This window comes from Streptomyces sp. NPDC054849 (assembly GCF_053610945.1).
Genome location: NZ_JBSGZI010000037.1, coordinates 21,578 through 40,989, shown reverse-complemented (window position 1 = coordinate 40,989; position 19,412 = coordinate 21,578). Strand labels below are relative to the sequence as shown.

Genomic DNA, 19,412 nt, shown 5'->3' with positions numbered 1-19,412 from the left:
ACGGAAGGGTGATCCTTCCGTACAGGCGGAAATCCGGCCCGCCGGCGCCACTACACTGCTCAACACATACGCGTCAGGCCCACAGTGTCGTGCGTCTTCCACGCGGCTACCCCCTCCACCGCCTGCGGCCGTCGGGACGGCCGTCCGCACTGGACTTGTGAGGACCCACGTGAGCTCGAAACCTGTCGTACTCATCGCCGAAGAGCTGTCGCCCGCCACGGTGGACGCGCTCGGTCCGGACTTCGAGATCCGGCACGTCAACGGCGCCGACCGCGCCGAGCTGCTGCCCGCGATCGCCGACGTCGACGCGATCCTCGTCCGCTCCGCCACCAAGGTCGACGCCGAGGCCATCGCCGTGGCGAAGAAGCTGAAGGTCGTCGCGCGCGCCGGAGTCGGTCTGGACAACGTCGACGTCTCCGCCGCCACCAAGGCCGGCGTGATGGTCGTCAACGCCCCGACCTCGAACATCGTGACCGCGGCCGAGCTCGCCTGCGGCCTGCTCGTCGCCACCGCCCGCAACATCCCGCAGGCCAACACCGCCCTGAAGAACGGTGAGTGGAAGCGGAACAAGTACACGGGTGTCGAGCTCAGCGAGAAGACCCTCGGCGTCGTCGGCCTCGGCCGCATCGGCGTCCTGGTCGCGCAGCGCATGTCGGCCTTCGGCATGAAGATCGTCGCGTACGACCCCTACGTACAGCCCGCGCGCGCCGCCCAGATGGGCGTCAAGATGCTGACGCTGGACGAGCTGCTCGAGGTCGCCGACTTCATCACCGTGCACCTGCCCAAGACCCCCGAGACCCTCGGTCTCATCGGGGACGAGGCCCTGCACAAGGTGAAGCCGTCCGTCCGTATCGTCAACGCCGCCCGCGGCGGGATCGTCGACGAGGGCGCCCTGTACACGGCCATCAAGGAGGGCCGCGTCGCCGGCGCCGGTCTCGACGTGTACGCGAAGGAGCCCTGCACGGACTCCCCGCTCTTCGAGCTCGACCAGGTCGTCTGCACCCCGCACCTCGGCGCGTCCACGGACGAGGCCCAGGAGAAGGCCGGCGTCTCGGTCGCCAAGTCGGTGCGCCTCGCGCTCGCCGGCGAGCTCGTGCCGGACGCGGTCAACGTCCAGGGCGGCGTCATCGCCGAGGACGTCCGTCCGGGCCTGCCGCTCGCCGAGAAGCTCGGCCGCATCTTCACCGCCCTCGCGGGCGAGGTCGCGGTCCGCCTCGACGTCGAGGTCTACGGCGAGATCACCCAGCACGACGTCAAGGTGCTCGAACTCTCCGCGCTCAAGGGTGTCTTCGAGGACGTCGTCGACGAGACGGTCTCCTACGTCAACGCCCCCCTCTTCGCGCAGGAGCGCGGTGTCGAGGTGCGCCTGACCACCAGCTCGGAGTCCCCGGACCACCGCAACGTGGTCACCGTCCGCGGCACCCTGTCGGACGGTCAGGAGGTCTCGGTCTCCGGCACGCTCGCGGGCCCGAAGCACCTTCAGAAGATCGTCGGCATCGGCGAGTACGACGTGGACCTGGCGCTCGCCGACTACATGGTCGTGCTGCGTTACACCGACCGCCCCGGCGTGGTGGGCACCGTCGGCCGCGTCCTCGGTGAGGCCGGGCTGAACATCGCCGGCATGCAGGTCGCCCGCGCGGAGGAGCACGGCGAGGCGCTCGCCGTCCTCACCGTCGACGCCGAGGTCCCGGCGAACGTTCTTACGGACATCGCCGCAGAGATCGGCGCCGTCTCGGCGCGCACCGTCAGCCTCGGCTGACCGGCAGCACACAGGCGAAGGGCCCGGGGGAGACCCCGGGCCCTTTCGCGTTTCGCGTTGCGCCGGCCGGCCCGAGTCCGAACCGATCAGCTGTACGTCGCCTCGTGGACGCGGTCTCCGGGAGCGCCGGCCGGCTCCGCCGCGGGCGGGGCGGCGGCTTCAGCACCCCGCATCAGAGCCGCGGCGAGCACGGCCGCCCCGAGCAGCAGTGCCGTACCGCCCCAGGCCGCGCACTGCATGCCGTGGACGAAGGCCTCCCGGGCCAGGTCCAGCACCTGGTCGCCGGCCGCGCCGCCGATCCGGTGGGCGGTGGCGACGGCCCCGCCCAGGGTCTCCCGTACCGCGGGCTCGGAGTCCGCCAGGTCGCTGCGGTAGACGGCGGTGCTCAGGCTGCCCAGCAGGGCCATCCCGAGCGCACCGCCGAACTCCTGGCCGGTCTCCAGCAGGGAGGCGGCCGAACCGGCCTTCTCGGCGGGGGCCGAGGCCAGCGCCATGTCGGACACCAGGGACATCACGGTGACGATGCCCGAGGCCAGCACCCCGGCGCCGATCAGCAGCAGCCACAGCGAGTCGGTTCCGACCAGGCCGATCAGGGCGAACCCGGCTGCGGCGAGGGCGAACCCGCCGGCGATCACATAGGCCCGGTCCACCCTCTGGGCCAGAGCCGCGCCGACCGGGGCCGCGGCGCCGATGACGAGCGAGGGGGCGAGGCTCCACAGGGCGGCTTCCAGGGGGCCCATGCCGAGCACGGACTGCAGGTACTGGGTCGTGAAGTAGGCCGAGCCCATCATGGCGAAGGCGGCGATGGTGTTCAGACCGACGCCCGCACCGAATCCGCGGCCCTGGAACAGCGCCCGGCTCACCATGGCGTCGTCACGGGTGCGCTGGCGGCGGACGAAGACGTATCCGAAGGCCGAACCGACGGCGAGGCAGCCCAGGGGGAGGGGTTCGAAACCCTCGGCGGCGATCTCCTTCAGGCCGTAGACGAGCGGCAGCACGGCGGCCATGGACAGCGGGACGCCCAGCAGGTCGAAGCGGCCGGGGGCCGGGTCCTTGAACTCCGGGACCAGGAGGGGGACCAGGATCAGCAGGAGCAGCATCCCGGGCACGTTGATCAGGAAGACGGAGCCCCAGGAGAAGTGGTTCAGCATCACTCCGCTGAGTACCGAGCCGAGGGCGATGCCGCCGGTCATGGCGCCGGACCAGATGGCGATGGCCTTCCCGCGCTGCCCGGCGTCCTGGAAGAGGTTGCGGACGAGGGCCAGCGTGGAGGGCATCAGGGTGGCGCCGCCGATGCCGAGGAGCACGCGGGCCGCGATGAGCATCTCGGCGCTGGTGGCGTAGGCGGCGCCGATCGAGGCGAGGCCGAAGGCGGTCGCACCGATCAGCAGCAGCTTGCGTCGGCCGATCCGGTCGCCCAGGGAGCCCATCGTGATCAGCAGGCCGGAGAGGGCGAAGGCGTAGCTGTCGAAGATCCAGAGCTGCTGGGTGGCGCTCGGGTCGAGCTGCTCGGTGATCGCCGGGATGGCGAAGTAGAGGACCGATACGTCCATCGAGACCAGGAGCAGGGGCAGCACCAGGACCGCGAAGGCGGTCCATTCGCGGCGGCCGGCGAGTCGCGCTGTGGCGGCGGGGTTCGTCATGAAGGTGAATGTACACACGTCTTAAACGACTGTCTATGACGCTTGTATGAAACTGTTGTCTGGGACGGCTGTATTGCTACCGTGGTGCCATGGGACATCGCGAAGATCTGCTCGAAGGTGCCAAGAAGTGCCTGGCCGAGAAGGGGTTCGTGCGCACCACAGCGCGCGACATCGTCAGCGCCTCGGGGACGAACCTGGCCTCCATCGGTTACCACTACGGCTCGAAGGACGCCCTGCTCACCCAGGCCTTCATCGCCTTGATGGAGGAGTGGGGCGAGGTCTTCCAGGCCGGTCTGCAGGGCGAGGGCGGCTCCCTGGAGCGCTTCCGCGCGGTCTGGGAGGGCGTCCTGGCGCAGCACGAGAAGTCGGGTCCGGTCTGGGCGGCAAGCATGGAGGTCGCGCTGAGCGGCGACCGGCTGCCGGAGCTGCGGACCCTGCTCGCGGCCTCCCAGGCCGAGGGGCGGCGCGGTCTGATCTCCATGCTGACGGGCACGCCAGAGGACCAGCTCGACGAGCGGGACATCCGCACGCTGGGCACCTTCTACCAGGCACTGCTCAACGGTCTGATGATCCAGTGGCTGTTCGATCCGGAGTCGGCCGCCACGGCGGAGGAGTTCACCGAGGGCATGCGCCGGGCCGCCGAGGCGATGATGCGCCCGCGGGGCGCCGAGGGCTGAGCGGAGGCGCAACCACCGCCGGGCGCGCCCCGTCCCACTGCCGATCGGGCCGGGCCGGGGGAGTCGCAGACCGGGCCCGGAGGCAGGCCTCAGGCCAGGCGTGAGGCCTTGAGGGCCATGTGGAGCAGCAGGCGGTCCTCGCCCTCGTCCAGGTCCAGGCCGGTCAGCTGCTCCACCCGGCCGAGGCGGTAGTAGAGGGTCTGGCGGTGGACGCCCAGGGCGGCCGCCGCGCGGCCCGCCTGGCCGGCGCAGTCCAGGAACACCTCGGCGGTACGGGCGAGTTCGCGGTGGGCCGGGGTCAGCAGGGTGCGGGCCGCCGGGTCGTCCAGCGGGTCGGCGGCCAGGGTCGCCAGCAGCCGGTACGCGCCGATCGCCGACCACTGGGCGACCGGGCCGAGCCGGGGTTGTGCGGCGGCGGCCCGGGCGGCGGCGACGGCCTGTTCCCAGGCGGCGGGCAGCTCCGCGAGGCCCCGGACGGGGTCGGCGACCCCGGCGGTCGTCCGGTGGGCGGCGGCCGTGGCCACGGCGCTTCCGGCCGACGACTTGGCCGAAGCCCCGCCCGTCGCCGAGGCGGAAGCCCCGCCCGTCGCCGAGGCGGAAGCCCCGCCCGTCGCCGAGGCGGAAGCCCCGCCCGTCGCCGACGCCGAAGCCCTGCCGGAGGACTTGCCCGGCGCCCCGGCCCCGCCCGACGCCGATGTCGGTGTCGATGCCGCGGCCGGCGCCCCGCCGGAGGGCCTGCCCGGCGCCCCGGCCGGTGTTCCGGTTCCGGCCGTGCCCGCCGGGTCGGCCGTGCGCGGCAGCAGCCGGGCCACCGCCGTCAGGGCCGGGCCCAGCGCGTCCGTCGAGCGCAGCCGGAGCAGGACCGCCAGAGCAGGCCCGCCCGCAGGCCCCGCCCCGGGCCCTCCGCCCGGACCGGTGGCCCCTCCCGTCTCGCTCCCGCCCCGCCGCGGTACGACGCACACCGCCGCCGCGCCCGGGACCGACGCCGGAGCCTCCCCGGTCCACGGCGCCACGCAGACCGCCGCGTGCAGCCCGTCCCCGCCCGGGCCGAGGGCGGCCCGCAGCGCGGCCACCGCCATGTCCTGCCGCCAACCGCGCGCGGCCGTGAGCACCGCCAGGAACTCCCGCGAGAGGTCCGCCCCCGCCTTCGCCTCCTCGGCGAGCAGCACCCCGATCCGCTCGGCCACCTCCATGGCCGCGGCCAGCACCGCCGGATCGGGGCCGGGATGGCCGGGCTCCTGGTCGAGGAGCCACACGTAGCCCTGCACGATGCCCCGGTACCGCACCGGGAGGCAGATCCGCCCGCGGAACACCCCCGCGTCCGGCGCCGCCGGGATCCGGACGGGCCCGGTCGCGCGGGCGATGCCGAAGCCCTCGAACCAGGACCGGACCGCCGCCGTCGACTGCCGCGTCAGGATCGAGCGGGTCCGGACCGGGTCCATCGCCAGGTCGTCGTCGCTGTCGTGCGCGCCGAAGGCGATCAGGCGGAAGTCCCGGTTCTCCAGGGTCGCAGGGGCGCCGAGCAGCGCCGAGATCTCGTCCACCAGGTCCTGGTAATCGCCCTTCACCCCGACATTCTCCCACCCCCGCACAGGCTCTTCAGACAGATGTATGAGATCCGGACCACGGATGCGTGACAGCTGTCGATGGCAGAGGATCGAAGCGATCCTTAGGTTTCACGGTGGTTTTACTTGAGCTTTCTTCTGCCACCCGCTGGAGGTGCCCCCGTGCTGGGTCCCGTGATCCTCGCCGCTTCGCGCAGCGACAAGATGCGTCGTATCGTCTCGGCCGCCCCGGTGACCAAGCCCGTGGTGAACCGGTTCATCCCCGGCGAGACCGTCGACCAGGTCATCCCGATCGTGGAGGAGCTCACGCGCAACGGCCTCGAGGTCACCCTCGACGTGGTGGGCGAGGACATCACCGAGGTGGAGCAGTCCTACGCCGCCCGGGACGCCTACCTCCGGCTCATCGAGCGACTCGCGGAGCTCGGCCTCGGCGAGAAGGCCGAGATGTCCGTCAAGCTGTCGATGTTCGGCCAGGCGCTGGAGGGCGGCCACGAGCTCGCCCTCGCCAACGTCCGCCCGGTCGTCGAGGCCGCCGCCGCCATCGGCACCACCGTGACGCTCGACGCCGAGGACCACACCACCCTCGACTCGATGTTCGCCATCCACGAGGAGCTGCGGAAGGACTTCCCGCAGACCGGCTGCGTGATCCAGGCCTACCTCTTCCGCACGGAGGCCGACGCCCGCCGCCTGGCCGCCGCAGGCAGCCGCGTCCGGATCGTGAAGGGCGCCTACAAGGAGCCCGCCGAGGTCGCGTACCAGGACAAGGCGGAGATCGACAAGGCGTACGTCCGCATCCTGAAGGTGCTGATGGACGGCGAGGGCTACCCGATGATCGGGTCCCACGACCCGCGTCTCATCGCCATCGGCCAGGAGCTCGCCCGCAAGGCAGGGCGCAAGCTGGACGAGTACGAGTTCCAGATGCTGTACGGCATCCGCAGCGAGGAGCACCTGCGGCTCGCCGCCGAGGGGCACCGGATGCGCGTCTACACCGCGTACGGGACGGACTGGTACGGCTACTTCATGCGCCGCCTCGCGGAGAAGCCGGCCAACCTCCTCTTCTTCGTCCGCTCGATGATCACCAAGAACTAGCCAAGAACCAGGTCAAGGAGTTACCAGCCCCATGGATGCTGTGACCCAGGTCCCCGCTCCGGTCAACGAGCCGGTCCACTCGTACGCCCCCGGCACCCCGGAGCGCGCGCGGCTCGAAGCACAGCTCAAGCAGCTGTCCGAGAACCCGATCGACCTTCCGATGACGATCAACGGCGTCAAGCGGATGGGCGGCGGCGAGCGCTTCGACGTGGTCCAGCCGCACGACCACAAGTCGGTGCTCGGCACCTTCGCCCACGCCACCGAGGCCGACGCCCGGGAGGCGATCGACGCCGCCCTGGCCGCCGCCCCGGCCTGGCGCTCGATGTCCTTCGACGACCGCGCCGCGATCATCCTGCGCGCCGCCGAGCTGCTGTCCGGCCCGTGGCGCGAGAAGCTCGCCGCCTCCACCATGCTGGGTCAGTCGAAGACCGCTCAGCAGGCCGAGATCGACACCCCGTGCGAGCTCGTCGACTTCTGGCGCTTCAACGTCCACTTCGCGCGCCAGATCCTGGCCGAGCAGCCGGTCGCGAACTCCGCCGGCGTGTGGAACCGCAGCGACCACCGTCCGCTCGAAGGCTTCGTCTACGCGATCACGCCGTTCAACTTCACGGCCATCGCGGGCAACCTGCCGACCGCCCCCGCCCTCATGGGCAACGTGGTCCTGTGGAAGCCGTCCCCGACGCAGACCCACTCCGCGGTGCTCCTCATGGAGCTCCTGGAGGAGGCGGGCCTGCCCAAGGGCGTCATCAACCTGGTGACGGGTGACGGCATCGCCGTCTCCGAGGTGGCCCTGAACCACCCGGAGCTGGCCGGCATCCACTTCACCGGCTCGACCAAGACCTTCCAGTACCTGTGGAAGACGGTCGGCAACAACATCGAGAAGTACAAGTCCTACCCGCGCCTGGTCGGCGAGACCGGCGGCAAGGACTTCGTCGTCGCGCACCCGTCCGCGGACCGCGCGATCCTGAAGACCGCGCTGACCCGCGGCTCCTTCGAGTTCCAGGGCCAGAAGTGCTCGGCGTCCTCGCGCGCCTACGTCCCGGCCTCGATCTGGAACGACGGCTTCAAGGAGGCCTTCGCGACCGAGGTCGACGGCATCGCCATGGGTGACGTCCGCGACCTGACCAACTTCATCGGCGCCGTCATCGACGAGCGTTCGTTCGCGAAGAACAAGGCCGCGATCGACCGCGCGATCGCCGACCCGACCTGCGAGATCGTCGCCGGTGGCACGTACGACGACTCGGAGGGCTACTTCGTCCGCCCGACCGTCATCGCGTGCACCGACCCGGAGAACGAGGTCTTCACGACCGAGTACTTCGGTCCGATCCTCGCCGTGCACGTCTACGAGGACGCCGACTTCGACGCGATGCTGGCCCAGATGGAGTCCGTCTCGGCGTACGCCCTGACCGGTTCGATCATCGCGGCCGACCGGTACGCGGCCGCGGACGCGATGGAGAAGCTCCGCTTCGCGGCGGGCAACTTCTACATCAACGACAAGTCCACGGGCGCCGTGGTCGGCCAGCAGCCCTTCGGCGGCGGTCGCGCCTCGGGCACCAACGACAAGGCGGGCGCCGCGACCAACCTGCAGCGCTGGACCTCCACCCGTTCCATCAAGGAGACCCTGGTCGCGCCGACCGACTACGGGTACCCCCACATGGGCTGACCCGGCCCCCCCGAACCCCGCCCCCGCTCCGGTACCCCCAAGTCCGGAGCGGGGGCGGTTCCCATGTCCGGGGCGGTCCCGGTTCCGGGCGGTCCACGGTTCTGGGGGCCCGTTCCGGAGCCCCTAGACCTCCACGACGACCTGGTCCAGGGATTTGCGGACCAGGTCGGGGACCTCGCAGTCGGCCGCCGGGTAGCCGATCGGGATGACCGCGAAGGCCTTCTCGTTCGCCGGGCGGTTCAGGACCTGGCCGAGGAAGCGCATCGGGCTCGGGGTGTGGACCAGGGCTGCCAGGCCGCTCAGGTGGAGGGCGGACAGGAGCATGCCGACCGCGATGCCGACCGACTCGTCGACGTAGTAGTGCTTGTGCTTCGTGCCGTCCGGGCCGAGCCAGTAGCGCTGTTGGAAGACCACGACGAGGGACGGGGCGTCCGTGAGGTGGGTCTTGACGGCGTCCGTGCCCAGGGGGCGCAGGGCGGCCAGCCACTCCTCGCCGAGGCGGCCGTCGTAGGACAGCACCTCCTCCTGTTCCGCGGCCGCGCGGATCTGCCGGCGGACGGCCGGGTTCTTGACCAGGACGAAGGTCCACGGCTGCTGGTGCGCACCGGACGGTGCGGTCGCCGCACAGGCGACTGCGTCCCGGACCACCTGCTCGGGCACCGGGTCCGGGGAGAAGTGGCGTACGGTCCGGCGCTCGGCCATCCGCGCTCGCAAACCGGCCGCGCGCGCGAGGGATTCCCGGGTCGGCATGCGCTCGGGCCGGTAGGCGGCGGGACGGTACGGCTGGCCGTGGATCGGGGTCCACTGCTGGGTATCGGGCGACATGGGGCGAGTCTGCCGACGCATTGGTCCAGACCGCCAGGGCCGTGTCGGCCGTTTCCGGCCGGTGGAGGGCACTTCGGCGTCCGCAATGCGCTCCTTGGTACGGTCCCGGGATGGACACGCGGACCGTGCACACCTCGGAACTGAGCGACGGCGAGACCGGGGAGATCCGGACGCTGCTCGACGAGGCCTTCGAAGGGGACTTCGCGGACGAGGACTTCGAGCACGCGCTCGGCGGGATGCACGTGCTGGTCCGGGACGCGGGGGGTGTGCTCGTCGCGCACGGCAGTGTGGTGCAGCGGCGGGTCGTGCACGGCGGGCGGGCCCTGCGGACCGGGTACGTCGAGGCCGTCGCCGTACGGACCGGCCTGCGGCGGCGGGGGCTCGGCGCGCGGGTCATGGCCGAGCTGGAACGGATCGTCGGGCGGGCGTACGTCCTCGGGGCGCTGTCGGCGTCGCAGGAGGGGGCCGGGCTCTACATCGCCCGCGGCTGGTCGGTGTGGCCGGGCGCGGTCGGGGCGCTCTCGCCGGACGGGCCGCTGAGGCTCCCCGAGGAGGAGGGGTCCACGTACGTGTGGGCGCCGTCCGGCGGCATCCGGCTGGACCCGGCCGGGCGGCTCGACTTCGACTGGCGGGACGGGGACGTCCTGTAGCCACGACCCGGAGACGCTCGGCGCGCCCGACCCTTTGTGGCCGGTGTAGCGGCGCGACCAGGTGCGGTCGGAGGCGGCCAGGATCGTGAAGTCGTACCAGCCGATGCCGAAGGCAGCGGCGTTGCCATCAGCCCGGCGCCGATGCGCACGAACCCTCTTCACCCAGAGTTCGGTGAACGTCCGGGTGGCCGGATCAGCCGTTGATCCGCACCAGCATCTTGCCCAGGTTCTCCCCGCGGAGCATGCCGCGGAAGGCGTCCACCGTGCGGTCGAATCCCTGCACAACGGTGGTATCGGTACCGATCCGGCCACTGCGCAGATGCGGCACGAGGAAGTCCTCCAATTCGTCCTGCAGACGGGTGTGGTGGCGGACCAACACTCCTTCCAGCCGCAGCGACTTGTGTACGACCTCGAAGAGGTTGCGGGGCGCCGCGGGGGACCGGTCGCCGTTGTAGGTGGAGACGGCGCCGACCCAGGCGATCCGGCCGAACTCGCGCAGTACGTCGATCGCGCCCGCCAGGTGCTCGCCGCCCACGTTGTCCACGTAGACGTCGATGCCGTCGGGGGCCGCCTTCGCGAGTTGCTCGCCGACCGGGCCGTCGTGGTAGTCGAAGGCCGCGTCGAAGCCGAGCACCTCGGTGAGGTGGCGGACCTTGGCCGCCGAGCCCGCGCTGCCGATGATCCGGCGGGCGCCGAGCAGCCGGGCGATGTGCCCGGTGGCCGTGCCCACCCCGCCCGCGGCGGCGGAGACGAAGAGGTCCTCGCCCGGGCGCAGCGCCGCGGTCCGGGTCAGGGCCGCGTACGCGGTCAGACCCGTGCCGCCCAGGATGGAGAGGTACGCCTCCAGCGGGACGCCCGCGTGGCCCCGCAGCTTGCGGGTGCCGTCCACGCCGAGGGTGACGACGGCGTGTGTACGCCAGCCCGCGCGGTGGAAGACCAGGTCGCCCTCGGCGAGGCCCGGGTCGCGGGAGGCGATCACGCGGCCCAGCGAGCGGCCCTCCAGCGGGGTGTCGAGCGCGAAGCCGTCCTCGCTGCCGTCCATCATTCCGCGGTGGTACGGATCCACCGAGAGCAGCAGGTTCGCCACCAGGGCGGTGCCGGGGCCCGGCTCCGGGACCGGGGAGGAGACGTAGGCGAAGTCGGTCGCGGCGGGGAAGCCGGCGGGCCGGGCGATCTGGTGGACGGCGCGAGCGGTGTTCGTGGTCATGGCCCTGACGCTAGGAAGGAATCCGCGCGCCGGGCAGGGGGTTGCGTTCATGGAAGCGGCACATCCATGAATGACGCTCATAGAACGAGGTGGGGGCCCCGATGTCCGATCTTCTCCCGCAGGAGCTGCGGATCCTGGTCGCCGTCGCGGAGGCCGGCGGCTTCTCCGCCGCGGCCGCCGCGCTCGGCCTCACCCAGTCGGCCGTCTCGCACGCGGTGCGCGGCAGCGAGGCCAAGCTCGGCACGGTGCTCTTCGAGCGGGGGCGGTCCGGGGCCTCGCCCACCCGGGCGGGGGAGCGGGCGGTCGGACACGCCCGCCGGATCCTGCGGCTGTACGAGGTGATGGGCGCGGAGGTGCGCGGCGCGGGCCGGGACGGGGGCTCGGACGCGGTGGAGGGGGTGCTGCGGATCGCCGCCTTCCGCAGCGCGGCCCTGCACCTGCTGCCGCCCGCCCTGGAACGGCTCGCCGCCCGGCACCCCGGCATCCGCCCCGAGGTCCGGGTGGTGCGCGAGATCGGCGCCGGCACGGCGGGCGAGGTGGCCGCGGGCCGGGCCGACCTGGGCATCGCCACGCTGGGCTCGCCGGACGGGGCCCCGCCCGGTCTGCTGAGCGGGGTGCTCAGGGAGGAGGCGTACCGGCTGGTGCACCCGGCCGGACATCCGGATCCGAAGGCGCTGCCCCTGATGGACTGGGACGAGAACTGCGGCTCCTACACGCGGTCCTGGTGGCGCTCCCAGGACTGGATCCCGAGGGCGACCGTCAAGGCCGAGGACGACGCGATGGTGCTGACCATGGTCGGCCGGGGCCTCGGTATGGCGATCATGCCCGAGCTGTCCCTGCGGGAGGCGACCGAGGCGGTCCAGATCACCGGTCTGGGTCCACGGGGGCCGGTGAGGCAGGTGGGATACGTCACCACACCGGAATCGGCCTCAACTCTCGCGGTCAGGGCTCTGATCAGGGAACTTCGCTCCGAGAAAGGATGAAACGGACCATCGTGACGGGGCTCTTCGAGGGGTCCAGCGTCTCAGATAGTAGGAAGTCCGAGTAATTGCCGAGACATACAGCGGGACCTGACCTAGCTTTGTAGAAGCCGAACGTCTCGCCGATCAGGCGAATGGCGGTCGAGAGCGCGCGCCCCTGGCAGGCAATCCCTGCGGCGCACTGCTCCCCGCCTCTTCCGGCGCCTTGAAGGAACCCCTCATCCGTGGCTCCGCCACGCCGTGATCTCAAGGAGTCGATCACCATGACCGCAACCACCGCCGCCCGCCGCGTCCGCCAGGCCTCCCGCTCGGCCGACGACCGCAAGAACGCCGCCGCCGCCCTCCAGCGGGCTCTCGACCGCCGTGACAACGGCGGATCGACCGGCCACTGACCAGCACCCCGTCCGGGACATTCTGCGTCCACATGGTGGACGCAGAATGTCTGAGGGCTGGGACACGGAGTACGGTTTCGCCATGTCGACCAGCATCAATCTCGCAGTGATCCCCGGTGATGGCATCGGCCAGGAAGTCGTGGCTCAGGGACTCAAGGTCCTTACCGCGGTCCTGCCCCAGGATGTGAAGCTGGAGACCAAGCCCTACGATCTCGGCGCCCAGCGCTGGCACCGCACCGGTGAGACCCTCCCGGATGCGGAGCTGGAAGCCCTCAAGCACCACGACGCGATCCTGCTGGGCGCCATCGGCGACCCGTCGGTCCCGTCCGGCGTGCTGGAGCGCGGCCTGCTGCTGAAGCTCCGCTTCGCGTTCGACCACTTCATCAACCTGCGCCCGTCGAAGCTGTTCCCCAACACCGCCACCCCGCTGGCCGGTCGCCCGGACATCGACTTCGTCGTGGTCCGTGAGGGCACCGAGGGCCCGTACACCGGCAACGGCGGCAGCCTGCGCACCGGCACGCCCGCCGAGGTGGCCACCGAGGTCAGCATCAACACCGCGTACGGGGTGGAGCGCGTCGTCCGTGACGCGTACGAGCGGGCCAACTCCCGCCCCCGCAAGAAGCTGACGCTGGTCCACAAGAACAACGTCCTCGTGTACGCGGGCCACATGTGGAAGAACATCTTCGACAAGGTCGGCCAGGAGTACCCCGAGGTCACCACCGACTACCTGCACGTCGACGCCGCGACGATCTTCTTCGTCACCCAGCCCGAGCGCTTCGACGTCATCGTCACGGACAACCTCTTCGGTGACATCCTCACCGACCTGGCCGCCGCCGTGACCGGCGGAATCGGCCTGGCCGCCTCCGGGAACATCAACCCGACCGGCGCCTTCCCGTCCATGTTCGAGCCCGTCCACGGCTCGGCCCCGGACATCGCCGGCACCGGCAAGGCCGACCCGACCGCGACGATCCTCTCCGTCGCCCTCATGCTGCGGCACCTGGGCTACGAGGCCGAGGCCGTCCGCATCGAGGACGCGGTCTCCGCCGACCTCGCGGAGCGCGACGGAACCTTCCGCTCCACCGACGCGATCGGCGACGCCCTCGCCGCTCGAGTAGCCGGCTGACCCGGCAGCTCCACCTCAGGAAGCCGCCGGGTCACAATGGGACCCGGCGGCTTCTCCTGTGCGGCGCCCGGGTGCCACCATCTCCCCTGGGCCGCTCTCCCCGCTTCTCCGAAGCCTGCCCGCGCGCGATAATCGAACGCGAGGCCGCGGAATGCGGGGAAGCTCGGACGTCCTAGTACGCCGTGAGCGCGGTCCGCCATACACAACCGGTGAAGGACAAGCACTCATGACGACGCCCACGATCGAGCTCAAGCCCTCCTCGAACCCGCTGTCCGACGCGGAGCGCGAGGCGATCCTGGCCAGCCCCGGCTTCGGCCGCCACTTCACCGACCACATGGTGACGATCAAGTGGACCGAGGGCCGCGGCTGGCACGATGCCGAGCTGGTCCCGTACGCGCCGCTCTCGATGGACCCGGCGAACATGACGCTGCACTACGCGCAGACGATCTTCGAGGGCCTCAAGGCCTACCGCCAGCCCGACGGCACCGTGGCCACCTTCCGCCCCGAGGCCAACGCCGCCCGCTTCCAGGCCTCCGCCCGCCGCATGGCGATGCCGGAGCTGCCGTCCGAGCTGTTCATCGAGGCCTGCGACGCGCTGATCAAGCAGGACCGCGCCTGGGTGCCGGACTCCGGCGAGGCCTCCCTGTACCTGCGGCCGTTCATGTTCGCCTCCGAGGTCGGCCTGGGCGTCCGCCCGGCCAACGAGTTCCTCTTCATCGTCATCGCCTCGCCCGCCGGCGCGTACTTCCCCGGTGGCGTCAAGCCCGTCTCCGTCTGGCTCTCCGAGGACTACGTCCGCGCGGTCAAGGGCGGCACCGGCGCGGCCAAGACCGGCGGCAATTACGCGGCCTCGCTGGTCGCGCAGGCCCAGGCCGCCTCGCACGGCTGCGACCAGGTGGTCTGGCTCGACGCCGTCGAGCACCGCTGGATCGAGGAGATGGGCGGGATGAACCTGTACTTCGTGTACGGCGACCGCATCGTCACCCCCGAGCTCACCGGCTCGCTCCTTCCCGGCATCACCCGCGACTCCCTCCTCACCATCGCCCGCGACCTCGGCTACACCGCCGAGGAGGGCCGGATCACCACCGAGGACTGGAAGCGCGACAACGAGAACGGCACCCTCACCGAGGTGTTCGCCTGCGGCACCGCCGCCGTCATCACCCCGGTCGGCTCGGTCAAGTCCGAGCGCGCCAACTGGATCCAGGGCGACGGCGAGCCCGGCCGGGTCACCATGCGGCTGCGCAAGGCGCTGCTGGAGCTCCAGACCGGCCACAGCGCCGACACCCACGGGTGGATGCACCCGCTCGGCTAGTCCTCCGCGGAACCCCCGGCGCCCCGGCGCCCCGAACGACCCGCACGACCCGAAGGCCCCCGCGCGCAGTGCGCGGGGGCCTTCGGCCGTACCGACGGGGACGGGACGGGACGGGGGTGAGGAAAGGGGGATGGGCGGGCTCAGCGTGCCCCGTCCGTCTCGTCCTCGGGTTTCGTCCTGCGCCTCTCGTCCGCCTCGTCCTCGTCCTCGCCCTCAGGCTTGGGCCGCCCGTTCGCGGTGTCCGGGCCGCCGAGGGCCATCAGGGTGTCGCCGAACGCGTAGGCCAGGCCCGCGGCCCCCTTGGCGATCTTTCCCGCCACGTATACGAGCTCTTCCACGACGCCTCCCCGTGTCCTGGTCGCGGCCTTCCTAGTCGGCCGCCACCGCTACCTGCCCCGTCGGCTCGGCGGCGGGTGCCGCCTGCGGCCGGACCGTCAGTGCGGCGTACACCGCTCCGCCGACCAGCCCCGACAGGATGAAACTGCAGTCCACCCCGCCGGTCAGGGCCAGCAGCGGGCCCTCGTACACCGGGGTCGACACGGCGGCCAGTCCCACGGCCGCGCCGGCCGCCCAGGAGACGGTGGCGCGGAGGTTCCAGCCACCGCTGTACCAGTAGACGCCGCCGCGGGCCCGGCGGTTGAACACCTGGAGGGCATCGGGATCGTAGACCCCGCGGCAGCGGGCGTGTCCGGCCAGGGTGATCACGGCCCACGGGGTGCCGACCGCGGTCAGCAGCAGCACGAAGGAGGTCATCGCTGACTGCACGTCCCACTCGAAGGAGCCGAAGAAGACGAAGGCGGTGGCGACGACCGCGGCGATCACGGTGGCCGTGGTGCGGGTGGCCCTGGGGAGGATCGCGTCGAGGTCCAGGCCCATGGAGTAGAGCATCAGCCCGGCGTTGCCCACCGAGCCGGCCGCGGCGGCGACCAGCAGCGGGACCAGGTACCAGAACGGCGCGGCCTCCACGAGCGGACCGGCGTAGTCCAGCCCCGCCCGGGCGGCGAGTGCGGTGTAGGTGCCGAAGAGCTGCGGTATCAGCAGGCCGATCAGCAGGCCGAAGGCCGTGGCCCAGAGGACCTTGCGGGAGCCGTGCCGGCGCGGCGAGATGTAGCGGGTGTAGTCGCCGAGCAGGGTGATGAAGGCGACGGGACCGCTGAGCCCGGCGGCCACGGCGGCCAGCACCCACGTCGGCCAGAAGGAACCGAGCAGGTACGAGGTCTCCGGCGGGGCGGCGGTGGTGAAGTCCGGGGCGTACGCGAGGACGCCGACGGCCAGCAGGACCACCATGCCGATGGACAGCACCTTGCTCATGCGCAGCAGCAGCCGGTAGCCGAAGACGGCCGCGACGACGGTACACGCGGCCAGGACGCCGTACATCACGGCACGCGAGGCGCCGGTGTCCGGCAGGCCGGTGAGGCGGGCCAGGGTTCCGACCATCACGTCGCCGCCGATCCACAGGGTGAGGGCGGTGTAGCCGAGCGAGAGCAGCAGGCCCACCACCGAGCCGACGAGCCGGCCGCGGACGCCGAACTGGGCGCCGCTGGAGGTGGAGAGGTTGGTCGCGGTGCGCAGGGAGACGAGCGCGAGCGGCGCGGTGAAGGCGATACCGACGAGGGTGCCGGTCACGATGGCCGTGACCGAGGGCCACAGGCCCAGTCCGAAGGACGGGGGCAGCCAGCCGAAGACGATCACACCGAGGCAGAGGTTGGAGCCGAGGAGGATCGAGATCAGGTCACGGGGACCGCTCGTCCGCTCCTCCTCGGGGATGGTGTCGACTCCGCGCTGTTCGATGGGCATGGGGGACTCCCTTGGCAGGGCGGGGGGTGGTTGCGCATGTGTTTGAGCGACACTCAATGTGGCGCAAGCCCTGGTCTCAGGTCAATGATTCCCTCCGAGGAAATGAAGAGTTAGAGTGATGCTCTAACCCATCGACTCAAGAGGTGGTGGATCGGCGTGCGGCTGACCCCTACGGAGCGCGACCGGCTGCTGCTCCGCAGCGCTGCGGAACTGGCCAGGGCCCGCCGGGCCCGGGGCCTGAGGCTCAACGTCCCGGAGGCCACCGCGCTGATCGCGGACACGGTCTGCGAGGCCGCGCGCGACGGCAAGCGGCTCGCGGAGGCCATCGAGGAGGCCCGCAGCGTGCTGGGCCCCGACGACGTCCTGCCGGGCGTCGCCGACGTGGTGACCGAGGTGCACGTGGAGGCCGTCTTCGACGACGGATCCCGTCTCGCGGTGGTCTCGTCGCCCGTCCGGGGCGCTGCACCGCTCGGCGACGACGCCCCGGGCGCCGTCCTCCCCGGCCCCGGCGTCCCCCAGCCGGAGCCGGCCCTCACCCTGCACGTGCGCAACACCGCCGCCGTGCCGGTGAGCGTCACCTCCCACTTCCACTTCTTCGAGGCGAACCCGCGGCTCGACTTCGACCGCGCCGCCGCCTACGGGATGCGGCTGTGCGTACCGGCGGGCTCGTCCGTACGGTTCGACCCCCACGGCGAGGGCGAGGTCGGCCTCGTCCCCCTCGGCGGCGAGCGCGTCGCGATCGGTTTCGCGGGGCTGGTCGACGGCCCGCTCGACGCCCCCGGAGTCAAGGAGGAGGCCCTGCGCCGCGCGGCGGCCTGCGGCTACCTGGGCGTGCTCGGCGAGGACCGCCCGGACCCGGGGCAGGCTCCGGGCGGCCACCCCGACGCCCCGCCGACCCCGGGTCCCGCGACCGCGGCCGACCGGGCCGACTCCACCGACCGCCCGGAAGGGACGACGGCATGAGCAGGCAGACGCCGCACACGGACCACAGCGCGCACTGCGCGCCCGGCAGCCGGCACATCGACCCGCACGAGTACGCCTCCGTCTTCGGCCCCCGCGCCGGCGACCGGGTACGGCTCGGCGACTCCGGGCTCACCGTCCGGGTGGAGTCCGACGCCCAGAAGCCCGGCGACGAGTTCCTCGCCGGCTTCGGCAAGACCGCCCGCGACGGCCTGCACCTGAAGGCCGCCGCCGTCCGCGAGACCTGCGACGTCGTCATCAGCAACGTGCTGGTCATCGACGCCGTCCTCGGCATCCGCAAGGTGTCGATCGGCATCCGCGAGGGCCGCATCCACGCGATCGGCCGGGCCGGCAACCCCGACACCCTCGACGGGGTCGACGTGGTCGTCGGCACGGGTACCTCGATCGTCTCCGGCGAAGGCCTGATCGCCACCGCCGGCGCCGTCGACACCCACGTCCACCTGCTCTCCCCGCGCATCATGGAGGCCTCGCTCGCCGCGGGCGTCACCACGGTCATCGGCCAGGAGTTCGGCCCCGTCTGGGGCGTCGGCGTCAACTCGCCGTGGGCGCTGAGGCACGCCTTCAACGCCTTCGACGCCTGGCCCGTGAACATCGGCTTCCTCGCCCGCGGCTCCTCCTCGGACGCGGCCCCGCTGGTCGAGGCCCTGGCCGAGGGCGGCGCCTGCGGCTTCAAGGTCCACGAGGACATGGGCGCCCACACCCGCGCCCTGGACACCGCCCTGCGCGTGGCCGAGGAGCACGACGTACAGGTCGCCCTGCACAGCGACGGCCTCAACGAGTGCCTCTCCGTCGAGGACACCCTGCGCGTCCTGGACGGCCGCACCATCCACGCCTTCCACATCGAGGGCTGCGGCGGCGGGCACGTCCCCAACGTGCTCAAGATGGCGGGCGTGCCGAACGTCATCGGCTCCTCCACCAATCCCACCCTGCCCTTCGGCCGGGACGCGGTCGCCGAGCACTACGGCATGATCGTCTCCGTCCACGATCTCAAGCCCGACCTCCCGGGCGACGCCGCCATGGCCCGCGACCGGATCCGCGCGGGCACCATGGGCGCCGAGGACGTGCTGCACGACCTGGGTGCGATCGGCATCACCTCCTCCGACGCCCAGGGCATGGGCCGCGCGGGCGAGACCATCCGCCGCACCTTCGCGATGGCCGCCAAGATGAAGGGCGAGCTCGGCCCGCTGGCCGGCGACGGCGAGGGCGACGACAACGCCCGCGTCCTGCGCTACATGGCCAAGCTCACCATCAACCCCGCCATCGCCCACGGCCTGTCCCACGAGATCGGCTCCATCGAGATCGGCAAGCTCGCCGACATCGTGCTCTGGCGCCCCCAGTTCTTCGGCGCCAAGCCACAGCTGGTCCTCAAGTCCGGCTTCCCGGCGTACGGGGTCACCGGCGACCCCAACGCCGCCACCGACACCTGCGAACCCCTGGTCCTCGGACCGCAGTTCGGCTCGTACGGGGCCACCGCGGCCGACATCTCCGTCGCCTTCGTCTCCGCTTCGGCCGCCGCGCTCGGCTCCGACGAGATGCCGACCCGCCGCCGCCGGGTGGCCGTGCGCGGCACCCGCGGCATCGGCCCGAAGGACCTGCTCCTCAACTCCCGGGTGGGCTCGGTCGACGTGGACGCGCGCAGCGGACTCGTCTCCCTCGACGGGGAGCCGCTGCGCTCCGAAGCCGCCGAAACGGTCTCCCTGAACCGCCTGTACTTCCTGTAAGTCAGCACAGCCCTAAGGACCTCCTGTC

17 protein-coding genes are annotated in these 19,412 nt (G+C 71.8%); 11 read left to right on the top strand and 6 right to left on the bottom strand.

Annotated elements, in window-relative coordinates; translation table 11 throughout:
* The first annotated feature begins 169 nt into the window (after window positions 1-169).
* Window positions 170-1,759, top strand: coding sequence for a phosphoglycerate dehydrogenase (gene serA / locus ACWGIF_RS18390; RefSeq protein WP_453498349.1), 1,590 nt, complete (start codon window positions 170-172; stop codon window positions 1,757-1,759).
* 86 nt (window positions 1,760-1,845) lie between these two features.
* Here the strand turns inward: serA and ACWGIF_RS18385 are convergent, their stop codons facing one another.
* On the bottom strand, window positions 1,846-3,402 hold the full coding sequence (locus ACWGIF_RS18385) for an MFS transporter (protein ID WP_453498346.1): 1,557 nt from the start codon (window positions 3,400-3,402) through the stop codon (window positions 1,846-1,848).
* Window positions 3,403-3,491: 89 nt separating this feature from the next.
* Between ACWGIF_RS18385 and ACWGIF_RS18380 the strand changes: the two genes are divergently transcribed.
* A complete protein-coding gene (locus tag ACWGIF_RS18380) occupies window positions 3,492-4,079 on the top strand; it encodes a TetR/AcrR family transcriptional regulator (RefSeq protein WP_453498343.1) in 588 nt (195 codons plus the stop codon).
* Between the two features lie 89 nt (window positions 4,080-4,168).
* Here the strand turns inward: ACWGIF_RS18380 and ACWGIF_RS18375 are convergent, their stop codons facing one another.
* On the bottom strand, window positions 4,169-5,647 hold the full coding sequence (locus ACWGIF_RS18375) for a helix-turn-helix domain-containing protein (protein WP_453498340.1): 1,479 nt from the start codon (window positions 5,645-5,647) through the stop codon (window positions 4,169-4,171).
* 159 nt (window positions 5,648-5,806) lie between these two features.
* On the opposite strand from ACWGIF_RS18375, the gene ACWGIF_RS18370 reads away from it, so the two are divergent.
* On the top strand, window positions 5,807-6,733 hold the full coding sequence (locus tag ACWGIF_RS18370) for a proline dehydrogenase family protein (protein WP_453498337.1): 927 nt from the start codon (window positions 5,807-5,809) through the stop codon (window positions 6,731-6,733).
* 31 nt (window positions 6,734-6,764) lie between these two features.
* Window positions 6,765-8,396, top strand: coding sequence for an L-glutamate gamma-semialdehyde dehydrogenase (pruA, locus tag ACWGIF_RS18365; protein ID WP_453498334.1), 1,632 nt, complete (start codon window positions 6,765-6,767; stop codon window positions 8,394-8,396).
* 123 nt (window positions 8,397-8,519) lie between these two features.
* Here the strand turns inward: pruA and ACWGIF_RS18360 are convergent, their stop codons facing one another.
* The gene (locus tag ACWGIF_RS18360; protein WP_453498331.1) at window positions 8,520-9,221 is read right to left on the bottom strand and encodes a nitroreductase family protein; all 702 of its coding nucleotides are present in this window, start codon (window positions 9,219-9,221) and stop codon (window positions 8,520-8,522) included.
* A 110-nt stretch (window positions 9,222-9,331) separates the two neighbouring features.
* On the opposite strand from ACWGIF_RS18360, the gene ACWGIF_RS18355 reads away from it, so the two are divergent.
* A complete protein-coding gene (locus ACWGIF_RS18355; RefSeq protein ID WP_453498328.1) occupies window positions 9,332-9,871 on the top strand; it encodes a GNAT family N-acetyltransferase in 540 nt (179 codons plus the stop codon).
* 193 nt (window positions 9,872-10,064) lie between these two features.
* On the opposite strand, the gene ACWGIF_RS18350 is transcribed toward ACWGIF_RS18355, so the two are convergent.
* Entirely contained in the window at window positions 10,065-11,078 is a 1,014-nt protein-coding gene (locus ACWGIF_RS18350; protein WP_453498326.1) for an NADP-dependent oxidoreductase, read from the bottom strand.
* 101 nt (window positions 11,079-11,179) lie between these two features.
* Between ACWGIF_RS18350 and ACWGIF_RS18345 the strand changes: the two genes are divergently transcribed.
* The 4 genes from ACWGIF_RS18345 to ACWGIF_RS18330 all read left to right on the top strand — a co-directional run bounded on the left by ACWGIF_RS18345 (window position 11,180) and on the right by ACWGIF_RS18330 (window position 14,885).
* Complete coding sequence (locus tag ACWGIF_RS18345; RefSeq protein ID WP_453498323.1) at window positions 11,180-12,061, top strand: LysR family transcriptional regulator; 882 nt, start codon at window positions 11,180-11,182, stop codon at window positions 12,059-12,061.
* 260 nt (window positions 12,062-12,321) lie between these two features.
* Complete coding sequence (locus tag ACWGIF_RS18340) at window positions 12,322-12,450, top strand: hypothetical protein (RefSeq protein WP_453498320.1); 129 nt, start codon at window positions 12,322-12,324, stop codon at window positions 12,448-12,450.
* Between the two features lie 82 nt (window positions 12,451-12,532).
* Window positions 12,533-13,573: a 3-isopropylmalate dehydrogenase gene (locus tag ACWGIF_RS18335; RefSeq protein ID WP_326587848.1), complete on the top strand. Its 1,041-nt coding sequence runs from the start codon at window positions 12,533-12,535 to the stop codon at window positions 13,571-13,573.
* 226 nt (window positions 13,574-13,799) lie between these two features.
* Entirely contained in the window at window positions 13,800-14,885 is a 1,086-nt protein-coding gene (locus ACWGIF_RS18330) for a branched-chain amino acid aminotransferase (RefSeq protein ID WP_453498317.1), read from the top strand.
* 140 nt (window positions 14,886-15,025) lie between these two features.
* Here ACWGIF_RS18330 and ACWGIF_RS18325 read toward each other — a convergent pair whose 3' ends face one another.
* On the bottom strand, window positions 15,026-15,223 hold the full coding sequence (locus ACWGIF_RS18325) for a hypothetical protein (RefSeq protein WP_453498314.1): 198 nt from the start codon (window positions 15,221-15,223) through the stop codon (window positions 15,026-15,028).
* A 31-nt stretch (window positions 15,224-15,254) separates the two neighbouring features.
* On the bottom strand, window positions 15,255-16,682 hold the full coding sequence (locus ACWGIF_RS18320) for a cytosine permease (RefSeq protein WP_453498311.1): 1,428 nt from the start codon (window positions 16,680-16,682) through the stop codon (window positions 15,255-15,257).
* A 156-nt stretch (window positions 16,683-16,838) separates the two neighbouring features.
* On the opposite strand from ACWGIF_RS18320, the gene ureA reads away from it, so the two are divergent.
* Window positions 16,839-17,645, top strand: coding sequence for an urease subunit gamma (gene ureA, locus ACWGIF_RS18315; protein WP_453498308.1), 807 nt, complete (start codon window positions 16,839-16,841; stop codon window positions 17,643-17,645).
* Entirely contained in the window at window positions 17,642-19,384 is a 1,743-nt protein-coding gene (locus tag ACWGIF_RS18310) for an urease subunit alpha (protein ID WP_453498305.1), read from the top strand. The genes ureA and ACWGIF_RS18310 overlap by 4 nt, the downstream gene beginning before the upstream one ends.
* The last annotated feature ends 28 nt before the right edge of the window (window positions 19,385-19,412 follow it).